Source organism: Gracilibacillus pellucidus (assembly GCF_033949965.1).
GTDB lineage: Bacteria > Bacillota > Bacilli > Bacillales > Amphibacillaceae > Gracilibacillus > Gracilibacillus pellucidus.
The window spans coordinates 198600-216049 of sequence record NZ_JAWZSR010000002.1 but is presented as its reverse complement, the minus strand read 5'-3'; the positions used below and the strand labels follow the sequence as shown (position 1 = coordinate 216049).

18 protein-coding genes are annotated in these 17450 nt (G+C 36.4%); 15 read left to right on the top strand and 3 right to left on the bottom strand.

What is annotated here, in order from left to right; genetic code table 11:
* Positions 1-290 precede the first annotated feature (290 nt).
* The 3 genes from SH601_RS04395 to SH601_RS04385 all read left to right on the top strand — a co-directional run bounded on the left by SH601_RS04395 (position 291) and on the right by SH601_RS04385 (position 3250).
* Entirely contained in the window at positions 291-788 is a 498-nt protein-coding gene (locus SH601_RS04395; RefSeq protein WP_319957036.1) for an Lrp/AsnC family transcriptional regulator, read from the top strand.
* The gene (locus SH601_RS04390) at positions 785-1954 is read left to right on the top strand and encodes an aminotransferase (RefSeq protein ID WP_319957035.1); all 1170 of its coding nucleotides are present in this window, start codon (positions 785-787) and stop codon (positions 1952-1954) included. The genes SH601_RS04395 and SH601_RS04390 overlap by 4 nt, the downstream gene beginning before the upstream one ends.
* 135 nt (positions 1955-2089) lie before the next feature.
* Positions 2090-3250 (top strand): family 43 glycosylhydrolase, encoded by a 1161-nt coding sequence (locus SH601_RS04385; RefSeq protein ID WP_319957034.1) that lies wholly within the window; start codon positions 2090-2092, stop codon positions 3248-3250.
* 341 nt (positions 3251-3591) lie between these two features.
* On the opposite strand, the gene SH601_RS04380 is transcribed toward SH601_RS04385, so the two are convergent.
* Positions 3592-3879, bottom strand: coding sequence for a HesB/YadR/YfhF family protein (locus SH601_RS04380; protein ID WP_319957033.1), 288 nt, complete (start codon positions 3877-3879; stop codon positions 3592-3594).
* Positions 3880-4158: 279 nt separating this feature from the next.
* On the opposite strand from SH601_RS04380, the gene SH601_RS04375 reads away from it, so the two are divergent.
* Entirely contained in the window at positions 4159-4485 is a 327-nt protein-coding gene (locus SH601_RS04375; RefSeq protein ID WP_319957032.1) for a MerR family transcriptional regulator, read from the top strand.
* Between the two features lie 23 nt (positions 4486-4508).
* On the opposite strand, the gene SH601_RS04370 is transcribed toward SH601_RS04375, so the two are convergent.
* On the bottom strand, positions 4509-4733 hold the full coding sequence (locus SH601_RS04370) for a Fur-regulated basic protein FbpA (protein WP_319957031.1): 225 nt from the start codon (positions 4731-4733) through the stop codon (positions 4509-4511).
* Between the two features lie 308 nt (positions 4734-5041).
* On the opposite strand from SH601_RS04370, the gene SH601_RS04365 reads away from it, so the two are divergent.
* The 9 genes from SH601_RS04365 (at position 5042) to SH601_RS04325 (ending at position 13884) form a co-directional block, all read left to right on the top strand.
* On the top strand, positions 5042-5854 hold the full coding sequence (locus tag SH601_RS04365) for a glycosyltransferase family 2 protein (protein ID WP_319957030.1): 813 nt from the start codon (positions 5042-5044) through the stop codon (positions 5852-5854).
* A gap of 13 nt (positions 5855-5867) precedes the next feature.
* On the top strand, positions 5868-7205 hold the full coding sequence (locus tag SH601_RS04360) for an MATE family efflux transporter (RefSeq protein ID WP_319957029.1): 1338 nt from the start codon (positions 5868-5870) through the stop codon (positions 7203-7205).
* A gap of 225 nt (positions 7206-7430) precedes the next feature.
* Complete coding sequence (locus SH601_RS04355) at positions 7431-8408, top strand: Gfo/Idh/MocA family protein (protein ID WP_319957028.1); 978 nt, start codon at positions 7431-7433, stop codon at positions 8406-8408.
* Positions 8409-8470: 62 nt separating this feature from the next.
* Positions 8471-9202, top strand: a complete 732-nt coding sequence (locus SH601_RS04350) for a CAP domain-containing protein (RefSeq protein ID WP_319957027.1) — start codon at positions 8471-8473, stop codon at positions 9200-9202.
* Positions 9203-9484: 282 nt separating this feature from the next.
* Positions 9485-10390, top strand: coding sequence for an AEC family transporter (locus SH601_RS04345; protein ID WP_319957026.1), 906 nt, complete (start codon positions 9485-9487; stop codon positions 10388-10390).
* 138 nt (positions 10391-10528) lie between these two features.
* Positions 10529-11335, top strand: a complete 807-nt coding sequence (locus SH601_RS04340) for a basic amino acid ABC transporter substrate-binding protein (protein WP_319957025.1) — start codon at positions 10529-10531, stop codon at positions 11333-11335.
* Between the two features lie 179 nt (positions 11336-11514).
* Positions 11515-12171 carry an amino acid ABC transporter permease gene (locus tag SH601_RS04335; RefSeq protein ID WP_319957024.1) on the top strand — a complete coding sequence of 219 codons (657 nt, stop codon included), beginning with the start codon at positions 11515-11517 and terminating at the stop codon, positions 12169-12171.
* The gene (locus tag SH601_RS04330) at positions 12168-12890 is read left to right on the top strand and encodes an amino acid ABC transporter ATP-binding protein (RefSeq protein ID WP_319957023.1); all 723 of its coding nucleotides are present in this window, start codon (positions 12168-12170) and stop codon (positions 12888-12890) included. Before SH601_RS04335 ends, SH601_RS04330 begins: the two co-directional genes overlap by 4 nt.
* A gap of 76 nt (positions 12891-12966) precedes the next feature.
* Positions 12967-13884 carry a fumarylacetoacetate hydrolase family protein gene (locus SH601_RS04325; RefSeq protein WP_319957022.1) on the top strand — a complete coding sequence of 306 codons (918 nt, stop codon included), beginning with the start codon at positions 12967-12969 and terminating at the stop codon, positions 13882-13884.
* 211 nt (positions 13885-14095) lie between these two features.
* On the opposite strand, the gene SH601_RS17595 is transcribed toward SH601_RS04325, so the two are convergent.
* Entirely contained in the window at positions 14096-14200 is a 105-nt protein-coding gene (locus SH601_RS17595) for an IS3 family transposase (protein WP_413775094.1), read from the bottom strand.
* 627 nt (positions 14201-14827) lie between these two features.
* Between SH601_RS17595 and SH601_RS04320 the strand changes: the two genes are divergently transcribed.
* Together SH601_RS04320 and SH601_RS04315 are read left to right on the top strand one after the other, a co-directional pair.
* Complete coding sequence (locus SH601_RS04320) at positions 14828-15256, top strand: hypothetical protein (protein WP_319957021.1); 429 nt, start codon at positions 14828-14830, stop codon at positions 15254-15256.
* A gap of 553 nt (positions 15257-15809) precedes the next feature.
* On the top strand, positions 15810-17411 hold the full coding sequence (locus SH601_RS04315; protein ID WP_319957020.1) for a xylulokinase: 1602 nt from the start codon (positions 15810-15812) through the stop codon (positions 17409-17411).
* Positions 17412-17450: the final 39 nt, after the last annotated feature.

The following is a 17450-nucleotide window of genomic DNA, read 5'->3' as shown; positions in this document are numbered from 1 at the left end:
TCCTAGAAGTCTCGCTTTACCACAGCGCAAACTGTCCGTAACCTTCCTTAGAATGTATAGAAGAAAGGTAAGTTAAAGGGAAGGAAACGGTCAGTAAGCATCCTGATAAGTCTCACTAACTAGGGAAGAAAACCCCGTTCTTCCCTAGAAGTCTCGCTTTAAAATTAATTCTAATTGTAGTATGATTAATTAATTAGGAAGAATAACTAATCACTTACTTTTTGTACGATAAATGTTGAATGAACAAGTTGTAATTAGTGTATACATATCAGCTAAAGAAGGTGAATCAATTGGAACAAAAAGAAATCGAATTGTTGAAATTATTAGAAAAAAATGGTCGATTGGATAATGACACAATTAGTAAAATGTTGGATATCACACCAGTTGAAGTAGAGGAAATGATTAAAAAATTAGAGCAAGAGCATGCAATTCTTGGTTATTCCGCACTTGTTGATTGGTCTAGTGTATATGAATATGAAGGTGTGGCAGCGCTAATAGATGTGAAAGTAACACCAGTAAGAGGCGTTGGTTTTGATAAGATTGCTTCAAGAATTTACAGGTTCCCAGAAGTAAAAGCCGTATACTTAATGTCAGGATCGTATGATTTGAGTGTTTCTGTTGAAGGAAAAACAATGATGGAAGTGAGCCGCTTCGTATCAGAAAAACTATCTACATTAGATACGGTACTTTCCACGACGACGCACTTTATTCTGAAAAAATATAAACATGACGGCATTATATTTGATGAAGGCGACGATGATGATAAGCGAATCATGGTGACACCATGAGTAAATCCTATTTAGCAGAACATGTAAAAGGACTACAGCCATCAGGGATTCGGAAGTTTTTTGATCTTGCTTCTAAAATGGACAACGTGATCTCACTTGGTGTAGGGGAGCCTGATTTCGTAACTCCTTGGAACGTAATTGAAGCAAGTTATCATTCATTAGAGCAAGGCTATACAGCTTATACGGCTAATGCTGGTTTATTAGAATTAAGAGAAGAAATTAGTAAATATTTAGAAGAAACTTTTTCTGTTTCTTATAATCCAGAAGATCAGATTTTAGTTACGGTAGGTGCAAGTCAGGCAATAGATGTTGCGTTAAGAACGATTGTTAACAGAGGGGATGAAGTAATTGTTGTAGAGCCATGCTTCGTTTCTTATGGGCCGGCGATTGAGTTAGCGGGTGGAGTTCCGGTATCTGTTAGTGCGACAGCAGAAAATGAATTTAAAGTGACACCACAACAGATAGAGTCAGCGATTACTCCCAAAACAAAAGCAATTGTGATATGTAGTCCGAATAATCCAACAGGTGCTGTATTAAGTAAGGAAGAGTTAACAGCGATCGCGACGGTTGTGGAAAAACATGACTTAGTTGTACTGTCTGACGAAATTTATGCAGAACTTGCCTATGATGGTCCAGCAACTAGTTTCGCATCGATTGAGGGAATGAAGGAGCATACTATCGTCCTCTCAGGTTTCTCTAAATCATTTGCTATGACGGGATGGCGACTTGGTTTTGCAACAGGTCCAACAGAAATTATGCAAGCAATGACGAAAATCCATCAGTACACCATCATGTGTGCACCGACAATGGCACAACATGGCGCATTGGAAGCATTACGTAATGGTAATGATAGTGTGAGAGAAATGAAAACTAGTTATCAACAACGACGTAATTTCGTCGTGAAGGCACTAAATGAAATGGGATTATCCTGTCATTTGCCTGGTGGAGCTTTTTATGTCTTCCCATCTATTAAAGCAACTGGCTATAGTTCAGAAGAATTTGCCCAAAAATTATTGGAAGAAGAACGAGTAGCGGTTGTACCTGGACATGTTTTTGGGGAAAGTGGAGAGGGCTACATTCGATGTTCATATGCTACATCCATCAAACAATTAGATGAGGCAATGAAAAGAATAAGTCGATTTGTTAAACAAAATAGTAAAGTATAAAACCAACAACCCTTTATGTTGTTGGTTTTTGTTTTGTTAAATAAAAAACAAGTTATAAAATTAACAAAAAGGTTGTAAGTACAAGTTTAGTTGTTTATAATAGTAATTAATCAAAAGTTGGAAAGGATGTCACAAATGAAAGTTAAGCGCATTCATGATGTAAACATTACTGTATCAAAGGGTGAGGCAATTCAGTTGCCGGAAAGAGTTTCGGTAGATTTACAGGATAATATTACGGCAGCGTTTAATGTCGCATGGAATGATGTAAATGAAACTGAATTTTTAAATAAAGGAAGCGTTGAAGTAGAAGGTGTAGTAAAACATAAAGATTATCCTAAACCATTTATTGAACAACGAGCAGATCCTTACTTATATAAACATACAGATGGTTACTACTATTTTATGGGATCCTACCCGTTGTATGACCGCATTGTGTTGAGAAGAGCGAAAACAATTGATGAATTGCCAGAAGCAGAAGAAAAGGTGATTTGGTGGAAGCATGAAGAAGGCATTATGTCTGAACATATTTGGGCACCAGAGATTCATCATGTTGATGGTAAATGGTATGTCCATTTTGCTGCAGGTGATAAAGATGATGTTTGGGCAATTCGTCCGTACGTATTAGAGTGTGCGGCAGACAACCCATTAGAGGGTGAGTGGGTTGAAAAGGGACAAATCAATACGGAATTTCAAAGTTTTTCATTAGATGCGACAACATTCGAACATCAAGGTAAGCGTTATTATGTTTGGGCACAAAAAGTAGAAAATGATACAATCTCTAACTTATATATTGCTGAAATGGAAAATCCATGGACTATTAAAAAACAAGTGCTATTGTCAACACCAGAGTATGACTGGGAAACAATCGGATTTGATGTAAATGAAGGACCTGCAATGATCAAAAATGATCAAACGCTTTATATTGCGTTCTCTGCCAGTGCGACAGATGAAAACTATGCAGTAGGATTGCTATATGCGGATGTTGATAGTGATTTGTTAAATCCTGAATCATGGTCAAAAACAGAAAAACCTGTATTCGTATCTAGTGATAACACTAGCGAATATGGTCCTGGACATAATAGCTTTAGTGTGGATGAAGATGGTTATGACTTATTAATCTATCATGCGCGTCCATATAAAGGTTTTAATACAGAAAACTCTTTATATGATCATAATCGTCACGCTCGTATTCAACGTCTATTCTGGACAAATGACGGTTTCCCGTATTTCGGTGAACCAGGTTATCAATTAGACTTTTCTAATCATAAAGCAAAAGCGACTATTACTTTGAAATAATAAGTAGATAAAGAGGCTGGGACAAAAGAGTAATTAGATAGGAAAAATCCGAACATCTAAGTATGATAATATATCGCTTCGGCAAAACACTTCGCTTTCACCCGCTGGGCACAAGTGCAACATCTACTCAAGCAAAGAACGCTCTCGTAGTGTTTTCTTTGCCGCGGGCACGGCGGTCTGCTAACTGTGTGAAGAAAAGCACTTCACACAGTGGATCTTCAGCTCGCGCTATTCCCGCAGGAGTCTACGTATTTTGCCTACGCTTAGCATAGAATTGTTCGGATTTTCATTCTTCCTATTTAATTATGTCCCAGCCTCTTTATCGATGTACATAACACATATTACTCAATAATATATTCCACTTCGTCAAACTTCCGTGAGTATTTTATATGAAAGTTCTTTTGGTCAAAATACCACATATCAGATTCCTCTACAAAAAAACGAATACCTTCCGCTGTTACTTCAGCACCAGGATTATTGGGAACGGTTTTTTCTAATGCTAGAGAAAACCCTTTATGTACACCACCAAATCCGCCATATCTTGCTAAGAAGCGGATAGCATCTCCTTCTTCTAGCTCTAATTCTTTTATAAACCATTTAGCTGCTGGTTTTGTTATTGACATCTCCATTTATCCTCAACTCCCTTAGTTACATACTAACGAAAATATAAGCGTGGCGCTAGTAGTATCTTTTATTAGCATGCCTCCTTATACCTTCTAGGGATAAGCGCAACAACTATGCAAATAAAGAGCTTTTTCAGCATGTACACTATACTTTTGACGTTGTAAAATAAGTGTTTGATAATTAGTGTTAGATTATCTAACAAATGTTTGTGCAATATAATGGAAAAAAGATATACTTTATTAAAATAAAGTAATAACGGTATCTGAAATTAGGTGGTGTATTGCATGTCAGAAGCTCCTTCCTATAAAGAACGTAAAGTGATAACTATAGGGGTAGTAAGTGAACTAACTGGTTTATCTGAAAGGCAAATTCGTTATTATGAAGAAAGAAAATTAGTTTTTCCAGAACGCTCGCCAAAAGGGAACCGTAAATATTCTTTCGCTGATGTGGAATTATTAATCGATATTGCAAACAAGCGTGAAGAAGGCGTTCAAACATATGAAATTAGACAAGATATGATTAGAGAAGAGAAGAAACGAGAGAAAAGGATGCGGAAGCAACTCTTACGTGGTGAAATCAATGCGCGATTTGGTATCCAGCGTGAAAGATAATAGTTATGTAAAGAAAGAGAAGCCTAGTGGTAATTAGGCCTCTCTTTTTCCTTTGGGGGCGTGTAACGAGTGATTTTAATAGCGTTTTGTTTATCAAATTCTATACAAAACTTTTCATAGTCATGAACGATTTCGCTAATTGGTTTATTATAAACCTCTTGATCATCTTTATCCACAATTCCTTTTGCTATTAACTGTTGAATGAGATACATTTTTTGTTTCTCAACTGCTTCACGTAAAAAAGCCATTTAACGTTCCTCCTTTATATATATGATTGCGCTTCCTCTTTACAGAAAAGTATTGCCATCTTTGTTATATGTTATGCAAAAAAGGTTCATGTCAATTTGTTTGAATTGTGACAAATTTGTAAAAGTATTGAAAGGTTTTTAAGGTTAGATGATTTCATTGTTGAAAATATTTGAGATATAATAAGTGAAGATGTTAGTAGATTGAAAGTAGAATATGTCTCTACTATATGCCATCATTCTAACTTTGTCATGGCTAATGTCAACAAAATTTACATACTTTTATCTTTTTTTATAGGAGAGTTTACAAAATGTTCAATCCAAATGTAACAGTTGTGATAGCAACATATAATCGTCGAAGGGAACTTGCGGAGTTATTAGCCGCCCTTGCTGACCAAACCTATCAAACGTTTGATGTAATGATTGTGAATGATGCAGGAGAAAGTATAGATGATATTGTTGAAGTGTATCCAGACTTAACCATTACGGTGATTGATTTGCCGGAAAATCATTATCATGTATACGCTAGAAACAAAGCGGTCGAATATGCTGCAGGAGAATTTATTATGCTAATGGATGATGATGATTTACCATTACCTACACATTTAGAAACGATGGTCGCGAATATAGGAGATGCAGATTTGGTTTATTCTGATGTAGAAATTGTTCATTATCAAACCCTAGATAATAAAAGAGTACCAGAAAGCCATCGTTTATTTGCCTATCAATTTGATATTGAAAAAATGCGCAAATTTTCTACCTTTGTACCATCAGGTAGTCTATATCGTAAAGCGATTCATCAAGAAATCGGTGGATTTGATGAAAATGTACGTAATTACTGGGATTGGGATTTCTTTTTACGTGTAGCAGAAAAGTATCATATTAAGCGTATTCCAGTAGCAAGTGTATTATATGCGTTTTCTGATGGTGGTAATAATCAGTCTAATAATTTAGAACGTATGCGTCACTATTTAGATAAATTGAGTGAGAAACATCAGTTAGGGTATCTACCGACAAAAAATTTCCATTTATTGTTAGAAGAACCAGAGATGAAGGCTAGAGAAGCGGAAAGTGAACGGATATGGGACGGCCGAATAATGCCCCAATCAAGATTGATGTGGTAGGAGGTAAGTGAGTTTGAGAAGACAACATGATTTCACGAAAGGGAATATATGGGCAGATTTATTTCATTTCTCCACACCCATTATGTTTGCTCAGTTACTACAAGTTTCCTACCAAATTATTGATAGCTTGTGGGTAGGAAATCTGATTGGAGCAAATGCGCTGGGTGCTGTCAATATTGCTAGTACCGTTATATTCACGGTTCTTTCCTTTATTATTGGTGTCAACAACACAACATTGACTGTATTATCTCAGCAAAAAGGAAAAGGGGACGAACAAGGCCTTCGAACATACGTAAATGCTTTTGTCGTTACATTATCTGCTTTAGCAATTGTGATGGGGGTTCTAGGATTTGTTTTTGCCAAACCGGTCTTATTATTACTCGGAACACCAGAATCAATGTTAGCTGAGGCAATCATTTATTTACGGATTAATGCTATCGGTATTTTCTTCTTAGTAGGCTATAACTTTATTAGTACTGCCTTACGAGCTGTGGGGAATAGTCGCACACCGTTATTATTCGTCGCTATTGCCGTAGCTTTAAACATTGTACTTGATCCGTTGTTTATTTCGGTGTTCGGACTTGGTGTGCAAGGTGCGGCACTTGCTACGATACTATCGCAAGGTGTTTCCTTTGCCTTTGGGTTAGTCTATATTATTAGAAAAAAACTAATTCCGTTAAATTGGCCACAATTACCGAGATGGTCAGAGGTGAAATTAGTTTTACATTTAGGTATTCCGTCTGGCTTACAAATGGCTGTTATATCAGCAGGTGCAGCAGCAATTCTGAGTGTTGTTACATCACAGGGAGAAGCGGCTGTTGCGGGGTATAGTGCGGCTCAACGTTTAGATAGTTTATTTTTATTACCAGCACATGCTTTAAGTGCTACAGTGAACAGTATGGCTGGACAGAACATTGGTGTTGGCAAATGGGATCGCGTGAAGAAAATTGCGACGTATGGAGTTGTCTACAACACGGTTGTGATGTTGTTGTTCGCGTTTCTTATTGTGTTATTTGCTGATTTAGGGATTCGATTGTTTATCCAAGAGGAAGCAGCAGTGCAGTTTGGTGCTAAGTATTTAATGATTATTGCTTTCTTTTATCCGTTCTTGGGAATTAATTTTGTCTTAAATGGCATTGTTAGAGCATCCGGTGCGATGTATCAAGTGCTGATTTTAAATCTATTGTCCTTCTGGGCTTTACGTTATCCATTAGCCTTTTTCTTTTCAAAATTATTAGGAGAGAATGGTATTGGAATAGGAATTGGTGTAAGCTTTATGGTAAGTAGTATTATTGCCTTTTTATATTATCGTTTTGGTAAATGGCGAAATAAGCAAATCTTTGCTTCGTGATAAAGTGAGACTTCAATCAGTGGGAGTTTTTTACTCCCGCTGATTGTTAGCGAAACTTATCAGGGCGTTAGCGTCTGTTTATCCCCCGCTTATCTTCTTTGTTTTCACTCGAAGCTTGAAGTGGGGGGGATTACGGACGTTTAATCAGTGATAAAGTTTGCCCTTCTGTATAGAAGGGCATAGATAATTGTAAGCGTTTTATTATTATAAAAGGAGGGGTTGCAAATGATTCGAGTAGGTTTTGTTGGGACTGGTGGATTCACACGACACCACGTAGAAATATTACGAGGAATTGAAAATGTGAAAGTGGTAGGTTTCGTTGGGTCTAGTCAAGAAAAGGCAGAGCACTTCGCTAAAAGTTATGATGAAACAACGGGTTATAAAGATGTGGAAACGATGTTGAGTTATGAACAATTAGATGCTGTGTATATTTGTGTGCCACCAATGGCTCATGAAAATTATGAAGAAATATTAGTTGATCATGGCATTCCTTTTTTAGTGGAGAAACCATTAGGAATAGATGTAGAGAAAGTGCGGTCTGTTCGAGATAAAATTAAGGAAACGAATCACCTGACAGCGGTTGGCTACCATTTTCGCTATGCAGATACAGTAAAGAAATTTCAAGAAATGCTTGAAGGAACTACCAGTGGTGTGGTGCTAGGAAAATGGATGGGTTCCATGCCAGAAGTAGATTGGTGGAGACGTCAGGATCAATCAGGTGGTCAATTTAATGAGCAGACGACACACATTGTTGACTTAATTCGCTTCTTATTTGGCGAAGTAACATCTGTTTATGCATTGGAAAATAATTTAACTAATAAAAATCCTTCGGTAACAGTAGCAGATGTAGGGTTGTTTACGCTCACATTGGAAAGCGGATTATCTGTTCAACTGACGAATACATCTGTTTTGCCAGAAGGAACAGGTGATATAGGAATAAAAACGTATACAGATCAAGGAATCGTTGAATGGCGATTAGGACATGTGGAAAAAAGAACGGCTGCGAAAATAGAAAAATATCTTGCAAGGCAAAACCCGTATAGAAGGGAAAATGAAGGATTTCTTCACGCGGTAAAAACAGGTGACCGCTCGAAAATCCTTTCTGATTATGAGGATGCTTGGCGATCTTTCAAAGTAGCTATGGCTGCACAAAAATCTATTCTAGAGGGCAGAGTAGTGTATGTAAGTGAAATGGACGAATAAGATAAAAATGTTTTGTGCATAGTAAACCTACAGGACAAGAAAATATCCTTGAGGTGATATATATGTACAAACAAACTGTGTATTTTTTGATGATTATGATGGCTGTCTTTATGGTGGGGTGTAATAATGAATCTTCTTTAGAACCGGAAGATCCGAATATTGAACCACAAAATGTTAGCTTTGGTGGTCCAGATGAGGAAATCCCAGTTAACCCAGGTAGAGAACAAAATATTTTTGAGGACGCAAATCCTAGTAAGTGGTTTCGTCAAGAAGATCGCAATTACGGAGCGGATGTGAGAAATAGACAAACAACACAAGAAAAAATGCGACAAACAGAAGAGAACATGGAGACAGAAGTGCAAGATGAGGATTATCTAGATCGTAACGAGGAGCCAGAATCGTTTGATCGACCTTCGTTGGATGGCTATGTCCAAAAAGTAGTCGAATTGACGAATCAAGCACGTAACGAGAATGGTGTAGACACAGTTAATTTTGACCATGATGTAGCAAACGTGGCCCAAAATAAAGCAGAAGAAATGGCGGATAGAAATTACTTTTCGCATACGTCACCAACATACGGCTCACCATTTGATATGCTGAAGGCTTTTGATGTGGAGTACACGAGAGCTTCGGAGAATATTGCTGCTGGCCAATCAACACCAGAAGAAGTGGTAGAAAGTTGGTTACACAGTGAAGGCCACCGAAAAAATCTGCTAGATCCAAACGTATCACATATCGGTGTAGGTTATAGCCCAGACGGAAATTACTGGACACAAATGTTTATTCGAAAATAAGTCGATATCAAAAGACTCGCGCAGGAACATGTGCGAGTTTTTTGTTAGTTGATAGTAAATCAGCCGAAGTTGATAATAAAAAGCCGGAAGTTGATAAAAAATCGAAAAAGTTGATAATAAAATGTCGAAAGTTGATAGTAATATCGAAAAGTTGCCCGAAACTTTCACAAAACAAGCGCATCAATCTATGCAAAAAACATTGTTCCTGCTCAGCGTTTTGTGTACACTTAATCTATCGTAGTGTAAACAAACGCTCAAAAACAAATGAGATTGGTGGTAAATATGGGGTTCATAACGGTCTTAATTCCGATTTTTAGTATTTTTGCGATCGGCTATATCGGAATGAAATTTTTAAACATTGATACAAAACCGATCTCTACCTTAACGCTATACTTGATGTCGCCATTTTTAGCGTTTCGAACTTTTTATGCAAATGAATTGAATATGGATTACATATATCTAGGAGCATTTTTATTAGTACTTTGTGTGATCAGCCTGCTATTTTGTTATGTAGTTGGCTATTTTAGGAAGTGGGATCAATCTGTCCAAAGTGGCTTCGTGCTTGCTTCTGTCTTTATGAATAATGGAAATTACGGTGTTCCCTTAACATTATTAGTGTTTGGAGAAGAAGGACTTCATTATGCAATTATTTTAATGGTGCTTCAAACGTTAATTATGTGTACAGTAGGTATATATTTTGCGGCAAAAGGTGGAGCTTCAGGAAAACGGGTTAAAATATCACCATTAAAAGATGTGATCAAAGTACCGATTGTATACGGGGCAATTTTAGGTATTATTTTTAATTTGGTAGGTGTTCCGATCAGTGATCAAATGATGACAGGTATTGATATGGTATCTGAGGCAACGATTCCGACTATTATGATTGTACTAGGTATGCAATTAGCCAAAATTAAACTGCATGATTTAGAGTTTGGTCGAGTAAGCTTAGCGGTAGCCTTTCGACTAATATTAGCTCCCATTATTGCATATTTCTTAACATTACCATTGCCAATTGATGAAATGGTGAAGAATATTCTTATATTAACAGCTGCTATGCCGACAGCCGCTAATACAACTATGTATGCAGTGCAATTCGGATCAAGGCCAGCGTTCGTATCAAGTGTCACCTTGATTACAACATTATTAAGTATCGTTACTTTGCCGATATTGTTGTTTCTTCTAATATAGGGGAGTTGTCCTCCCCACATTTAAATAGTCAGAATTATTTTAATGTTTTATTTTCTACCAAACATATTGAATTTATATACGAAAATGCTATAATATATTCACTATTAAATGTATAAATAATAAATGGAGTGAATATTTATGAATAAATGGTTTGTAAAAGGATTTGCTGTTTTATTGCTTGCGGTCCTTGTGGCATGTGGAACAAGTGATGACTCAGAGGGGACGAATGCTTCGGATACAGATAAGCCAACATTGAATGTTGTAACAGAAACAAGTTTTATGCCTTTTTCTTATTTAGATAAAGGGGAAATTGTTGGTTTCGATATTGATTTACTAGACGCTGTAATGAAAGAAGCAGGTTATGAATATAAATTAGACAATGTATCTTGGGATTCTATGTTACTGTCTGTTGAAGAAGGTAATGCTGATTTAGCGATTGCAGGAATTACAGTAAATGAAGATCGAAAACAATCATATGATTTCTCTTCACCATATTTCGAATCAACACATAAAATTGTCTTCCGTGAAGGAACAGATATTACAAGTGGAGAAGATATTAAAGATATTAAAGTAGGTGTCCAAGGCGGAACTACTGGTGAAGCCGCGGTAGAAAAGATTTTAGGCAAAAATCATGAAAACATTTCTAAATATGAATCAAACACATTAACGTTAATGTCGCTTCAATCTGGTGATGTAGAAGCTGCGGTTACAGATAATGTTGTAGCAGATGCATATGTTGCGAACAATCCAGAATCGGGACTAGAGATGATTGCTGACCCGGAAACATTTGAATCAGAATTTTATGGCATGTTGTTACCAAAAGACAGCGAGATAGAGACAGATATCGATGCAGCCTTACAAGCGATTATTGATAATGGAACATATTCTGAGATTTATGAAAAATGGTTTGAAGTCGAACCAGATTTAGATGCATTGAATCAATAAAGTAGAAATTAGCGCCCGTTCATCTCTTATATCTTGAAGTTTGGGGATTATGGACGTTTACAAATGTAGGCCGAAAGCGTAGCGACCACGTTACGCTTTTCGTTTGCGTTTTAGGAATAGCCTCGATAAATATAGGGAATAACGTTTTTATAGACAGATTAATGAAAGGAGTTTATGTTATGGATTTTAGATTTGATATTATTACCGAGTATTTCCCCTTTTTCATGAAAGGGATGGGACTTACTATCCTCATGTCCGTAGTCGGTGTTTTAATGGGATGTATACTTGGATTTTTTATAGCGTTAGGAAAGATGTCACGTACATTAATTGTTCGTTTGCCGTTTGTTTGGTATATTAACTTTTTAAGAGGTACGCCTTTACTTGTACAATTGTTCTTATTCCATTTTGCTGTTTTACCATCCATTTTTGGAGAAACAACACCTGTCATTTCCGTAATGGTCACATTGTCACTTAATTCATCAGCATATGTAGCGGAAATCTTTAGAGCAGGATTACAGTCTATTGATAAGGGGCAAGCAGAAGCAGCGCATTCGTTAGGGATGAATAAATATCAAGTAATGCGACATGTTCTCTTACCACAAGCGTTTAAACGTTCGATCCCACCATTAGGTAATGAATTTATTGTCTTACTAAAAGATTCATCTTTAGGTGCGATGATCGCGGCGCAAGAACTATTGTATTGGGGAAGAGCAGCATCAGGTCAATATTTACGAGTGTGGGAGCCGTACTTAATGGTAGCGTTGATGTATCTAATTCTTACACTTACCTTGACGTACTTATTAAATTATCTAGAAAGAAGGTTAGATGTAAAATGATCTCTGTTAGACATTTAAAGAAATCCTTTGGTGATTTAGATGTGTTAAAGGATATTAATGTAGATATTGCGCAAAAAGAAGTAGTCGTAGTAATCGGACCTTCTGGATCAGGAAAATCAACATTTTTAAGATGCCTTAATTTAATTGAATCTGTTACAGACGGAACGGTTACCATTGATGGTGAAGAGTTAACAGATAAGAAGGTAGATATTAATAAATTAAGAGCAGAGGTTGGAATGGTGTTTCAACAGTTTAACCTTTTCCCACATAAAACCGTTCTAGAAAACATTACATTGCCGATTATCACAGTGAAAAAATGGAACAAACAAGATGCTGAGAAAAAGGCAAAAGATTTACTGGAAAAAGTCGGTTTATTAGACAAAGCAGATGTGTATCCGGAGTCGCTTTCAGGTGGTCAAAAACAACGTGTTGCCATTGCTAGAGCGCTTGGAATGGAACCAAAAGTCATGTTGTTTGACGAGCCTACATCTGCACTAGACCCAGAAATGGTTGGAGAAGTGTTAGGTGTTATGAAACAACTAGCTGAAGAAGGAATGACAATGGTTGTTGTCACCCATGAGATGGGCTTTGCCCGAGAAGTTGGAGATCGTGTTATTTTTATGGATGAAGGATATGTTATTGAAGAGAATGAGCCGAAACAGCTATTCGAAAATCCACAACATGAACGAACACAATCATTTTTAAGTAAAGTACTATAAGATTGCAAACCCGCTTTTTCGTGAAGCGGGTTTTTTTCTATGCTAAAATAAAGGAAAATAACAGGAGGGATGTAACATGAAACTTGTCCATTATCAGTTGAAACACCCTTATACACACGGTCGAATCGGAGTAGTAGAAAAGGATACCGTGATTGATCTTCATGCCACGCAACAAGAATTACTAAAGCAACAGAAACTACCATCAGATAGCGTGATTATTCCAGCGGATCCGCGTTTATTCTTCCAACGAGCAAAAGTACATATTAAAGAGGCGGAAGCTCTTATGGTACAAATGAAAAATCATACAACATCACATGTTTTTAAACGTGATGAAGTTATCCTTGAAACGCCAAGTGCCAATCCATCCAAAATTATTTGTGTCGGCACAAATTATGCAGATCATGTAAAAGAGATGGGGAGTGAATTACCAGAACACCCTGTCTTATTTGCTAAATTTCATAATGCGCTTATTGGGCCTGAAGATGCTATCTATAAAGCAAGTGCAACAGAGAAACTGGACTATGAAGTAGAGTTAGCGGTTGTAATAGGTGAAACAGCAACAAAGGTGTCTGAAGAAGCGGCACTTGATTATGTAGCAGGTTATGCAATTGGAAATGATATTTCTGCGCGTGATTTGCAAAAACGTACGTCACAATGGTTACAAGGAAAATCATTAGATCATACAACACCTGTTGGCCCATGGCTTGTCACAACCTCTGAGTTACCTGATCCAAGTAACTTATCTATTAAGTCTTATGTAAATGGCGAGTTACGACAATCATCCAATACAGAGCATTTAATATTCGATATTCCGCATTTAATTAGTTTCATCTCCAATTTGATGACATTGGAACCAGGAGATATTATTTTGACTGGTACACCAGATGGCGTTGGATTTGCGCTGAACCCATCACAATTCTTGAATGATGGTGATAGCGTAACATTAGAAATTGAGCAGATTGGTACATTGACTAATCGAGTTGTGAGTAGTTGATGAAAAATTCTCCCTATTTCATTCATGAATTGATGCGATCTCGAAAAATTAAAGTTTTTATCACGGAGTAAACGTCCGTAAAACCCCCACTTCAAGATTCGACTGAAAACAAAGAAGATAAGTGAGGATAAACGGACGCTAACGCCCTGATAAGTTTCGCTAGCAATCAGCGGGAGTCCAAAACTCCCACTGATTGAAGTCTCACTTTATATTAAACAGCTAATTGGTTGGTGTGAATGCGGTATTGAACCGGACTCATGCCTGCTGATTTTTCCTTTATACGGTTATTATTATAAATAAGCAATATATTCTTCAATTTTTCTTCCTAATTCCTTCTTAATTCTTTGAACGTACAGCGTGTTTCCCCGTAATACATCTCTTGGCAGTAGAATGGCTTAGCGCCATCCCTCTCCTGTTTAACTATATATCTTCGTTAAATAATGTTTTTATAATCTTTTTTCTCAAAGGTAGTGTTTACTGTATCTATTTTTGGAGAGTTTGGAAACATAAATGTATTTTGTCTGAATTTAGTTTCAGTAGGACCGAGTAGATTAAAAATAAAGTCTATGATTTTGAAACACTCTATATCTATCCCAGTTTCTGAGTGATTTTTTATGCTTATGGTTATGAAGTTATCGTTATTGTTGAATCCTTTTTTGTGGGCGAGATCTCATAATATTTACAAAAGATTTTAATAGAATCTTTAAAGGAGTCTTGCTTTTTCATTAAATTCTTCCTCCATGTCCTTTTTATGATATTATATTAAATGTAAATAAATTGGAAAGGAATGTTAGTATATGAAAAAATATTCATTTTAGTTTTAGTTTTCTTTCTCTAATTTTAGCAGACTCTATTTTTGTAAGTGAAAACACCGAAGATTTAGACGTAGATTTATAATAACAGGAGATATTTACTATTTTGTATTGAAGGAGAAGGTGAAAAAATGAAGAAAAAAATCATTTTTGTAAGTACTCTAATTTTGTTTTTTTTCATCTACAATTTAGTCTTAGTATCAGAAAATGAATCAGCTAACGATGTACTTGAAAATTCTTTAGAAGCATTAGTGAATTATGATATTGAGACATATGTAGAAAATGCAGAAATAGAGTGGAGTGAGTCTAAAAGTGAAACTATAAAAGAGTTATATTCATTGCAAGAAGATTTTCCTCTTGTAGATTATGAAATTTTAGAGGAAGAAAAAATAAGTGATGATCAGTATACTTTTCAAGTTCGTACTCGTTATGAAAAAGATGGAGCAATGGATATTTTTGAGGAACCATTTCAAGTAATTGATATGGATGGTAAATGGAAAGTATTTATCAGTGAGGAAGGTTTGGATTTAGATGAATATGAATTAGTTGAAACAAAGTAAGTGCAAGTACTTGAGAAAAAAGATTTTAGTATTCAAAGTGGTGGAGTGTTGTGTAGAAGTTTTTCTAGTGCTTTTAAGAGTAATAGTAGTAATGCTTGGCTTTCATCATGTAAGTCATCAGCATTGATATTATCTGTTAGTAGTTGTTTCTTTAAGTGGAGAGGTACAATATAATTTACAAGGATTTGAACCGAGTTATACGGCATCTATTAAAGATGCACTTTATTATTAATTTGAAGGGAATTTCTTTCCTATATTTAATAAGAATCCTAGTTATTATTTAGGATTCTTATTTGGTTTGATGCCAAATTAGGCGGGCTATAACGATATGAATGGACATTTTATCCATTCATAAACCTCTTTCTCTAACACGTACGTACGAATATAATTGACTGTCTAAATGATTAGATGGTATCATAGAGTGTATAAAATAAGAAGATAATTTGGTTCGTATAAGTTGTATGTAGTTTACGAAAGTCACAACTATTATGAGTCGTTATATGAAAGCGCTAATATAAAAACGATTACAGAAAAAGTGTTGGAGGGGATTAATATGGGTGATGTAAAACAAGCGATTCAGAATGGAAATACCGTACTTGGGATTGAATTGGGGTCTACAAGAATTAAAGCAGTACTTATTGATGAGGAGCATAAAGTGATTGCTGCTGGTAGTCATGATTGGGAAAATAGTTATATCGATAATGTTTGGACGTATAGTATTGATGAAGTATGGTCAGGTCTCCAGGATAGTTATCAAAAGATGAAAGAAGACGTAAAACAACAATACGGTGTAACGATTAATAAGATTGGTTCGATTGGTTTTAGTGCAATGATGCACGGTTATATGGCTTTCGGACAGGATGAACAGTTACTTGTTCCATTCCGTACATGGAGAAATAATATTACAGAAGAAGCATCAACAAAGCTAACAGAACTTTTTCAATACAATATTCCACAAAGATGGAGCATTGCTCACTTGTATCAAGCCATTTTAAACAAAGAAGAGCATGTAGATGACGTCCAATTTATTACTACCCTTGCAGGTTACGTTCATTGGAAGTTAACAGGCAAGAAAGTACTTGGTGTTGGTGAAGCGTCAGGTGTATTTCCGATTGATTTGGAAACGAAAAGCTTCAATCAACGTATGATTCAACAATTTAATCAATTAAATGAAGCAAGCCAATTATCCTGGCAGTTAGAAGATATTTTACCTGAAGTATTAGTGGCAGGAGAAGAAGCTGGTATTCTATCTGATGAAGGTGCAAAACTGCTAGATGTGACAGGTGATTTAACTGGTGGTAATCCACTTTGTCCACCAGAAGGTGATGCAGGAACAGGAATGGTTGCGACGAATAGTGTAGCACAGCGTACAGGTAACGTTTCAGCTGGTACGTCAGCATTTGCGATGGTAGTGTTGGAAAAGGACTTATCGAAGGTGCACCCGGAGATTGACCTTGTCACAACACCTTCAGGTAGCCTTGTGGCAATGGCGCACTCTAATAACTGTACATCTGATTTGAATGCGTGGGTAGGGTTGTTCGAAGAGTTTAGCCAACAAGTAGGGATGGAACTAGATAAAAATAAATTGTTCGAAATGTTATTTGCTAAAGCGTTAGAAGGTGATGCAGATGCAGGTGGATTATTGTCCTTCGGTTATTTGTCTGGTGAACACATGACTCATTTTGAAGAAGGACGTCCATTATTTGTACGCTCATCTGAAAGTAACTTTAATTTAGCCAACTTTATGCGAACACATTTATATACATCATTCGGAGCGATGAAGATTGGAATGGATATATTAACGAAAGAAGAAGGCGTGCAATTAGATGAGGTTTTAGGACACGGTGGTATATTTAAAACAGAAGGTGTCGCACAAAAGATGCTAGCTGCAGCCTTCGATGTACCTGTTTCTGTTATGGAAACAGCTGGTGAAGGTGGTGCATGGGGCATCGCTCTGTTAGGTTCTTACATGATTAACAAAGAACAAGACGAAACGTTAGAGGAATATTTGAATGAAAAAGTATTTGCTGATGAAGTCGTGAAGACTATCTCACCAGATAAAACAGATGTTGCAGGCTATGAGCAGTTTATTGAAAGGTATAAAGAAGGCTTACAGATTGAGAGAGCTGCAGTAGATTATTTACCGCAGAACTAAAAGGTTAGAAATTATAAGAAAGTACACTAGAAGACGAGG

Excerpts from the sequence above, each read along its gene's own strand:
- SH601_RS04345 (WP_319957026.1), top strand. The coding sequence starts at position 9,485 with ATGGGGTTCATAACGGTCTTAATTCCGATTTTTAGTATTTTTGCGATC.
- SH601_RS04390 (WP_319957035.1), top strand. The coding sequence starts at position 785 with ATGAGTAAATCCTATTTAGCAGAACATGTAAAAGGACTACAGCCATCA.
- SH601_RS04340 (WP_319957025.1), top strand. The coding sequence starts at position 10,529 with ATGAATAAATGGTTTGTAAAAGGATTTGCTGTTTTATTGCTTGCGGTC.
- SH601_RS04355 (WP_319957028.1), top strand. The coding sequence starts at position 7,431 with ATGATTCGAGTAGGTTTTGTTGGGACTGGTGGATTCACACGACACCAC.
- SH601_RS04315 (WP_319957020.1), top strand. The coding sequence starts at position 15,810 with ATGGGTGATGTAAAACAAGCGATTCAGAATGGAAATACCGTACTTGGG.
- SH601_RS04385 (WP_319957034.1), top strand. The coding sequence starts at position 2,090 with ATGAAAGTTAAGCGCATTCATGATGTAAACATTACTGTATCAAAGGGT.
- SH601_RS04325 (WP_319957022.1), top strand. The coding sequence starts at position 12,967 with ATGAAACTTGTCCATTATCAGTTGAAACACCCTTATACACACGGTCGA.
- SH601_RS04370 (WP_319957031.1), bottom strand. The coding sequence starts at position 4,733 with ATGGCTTTTTTACGTGAAGCAGTTGAGAAACAAAAAATGTATCTCATT.
- SH601_RS04335 (WP_319957024.1), top strand. The coding sequence starts at position 11,515 with ATGGATTTTAGATTTGATATTATTACCGAGTATTTCCCCTTTTTCATG.
- SH601_RS04320 (WP_319957021.1), top strand. The coding sequence starts at position 14,828 with ATGAAGAAAAAAATCATTTTTGTAAGTACTCTAATTTTGTTTTTTTTC.
- SH601_RS04380 (WP_319957033.1), bottom strand. The coding sequence starts at position 3,879 with ATGGAGATGTCAATAACAAAACCAGCAGCTAAATGGTTTATAAAAGAA.
- SH601_RS04365 (WP_319957030.1), top strand. The coding sequence starts at position 5,042 with ATGTTCAATCCAAATGTAACAGTTGTGATAGCAACATATAATCGTCGA.
- SH601_RS04350 (WP_319957027.1), top strand. The coding sequence starts at position 8,471 with ATGTACAAACAAACTGTGTATTTTTTGATGATTATGATGGCTGTCTTT.
- SH601_RS04330 (WP_319957023.1), top strand. The coding sequence starts at position 12,168 with ATGATCTCTGTTAGACATTTAAAGAAATCCTTTGGTGATTTAGATGTG.
- SH601_RS04375 (WP_319957032.1), top strand. The coding sequence starts at position 4,159 with ATGTCAGAAGCTCCTTCCTATAAAGAACGTAAAGTGATAACTATAGGG.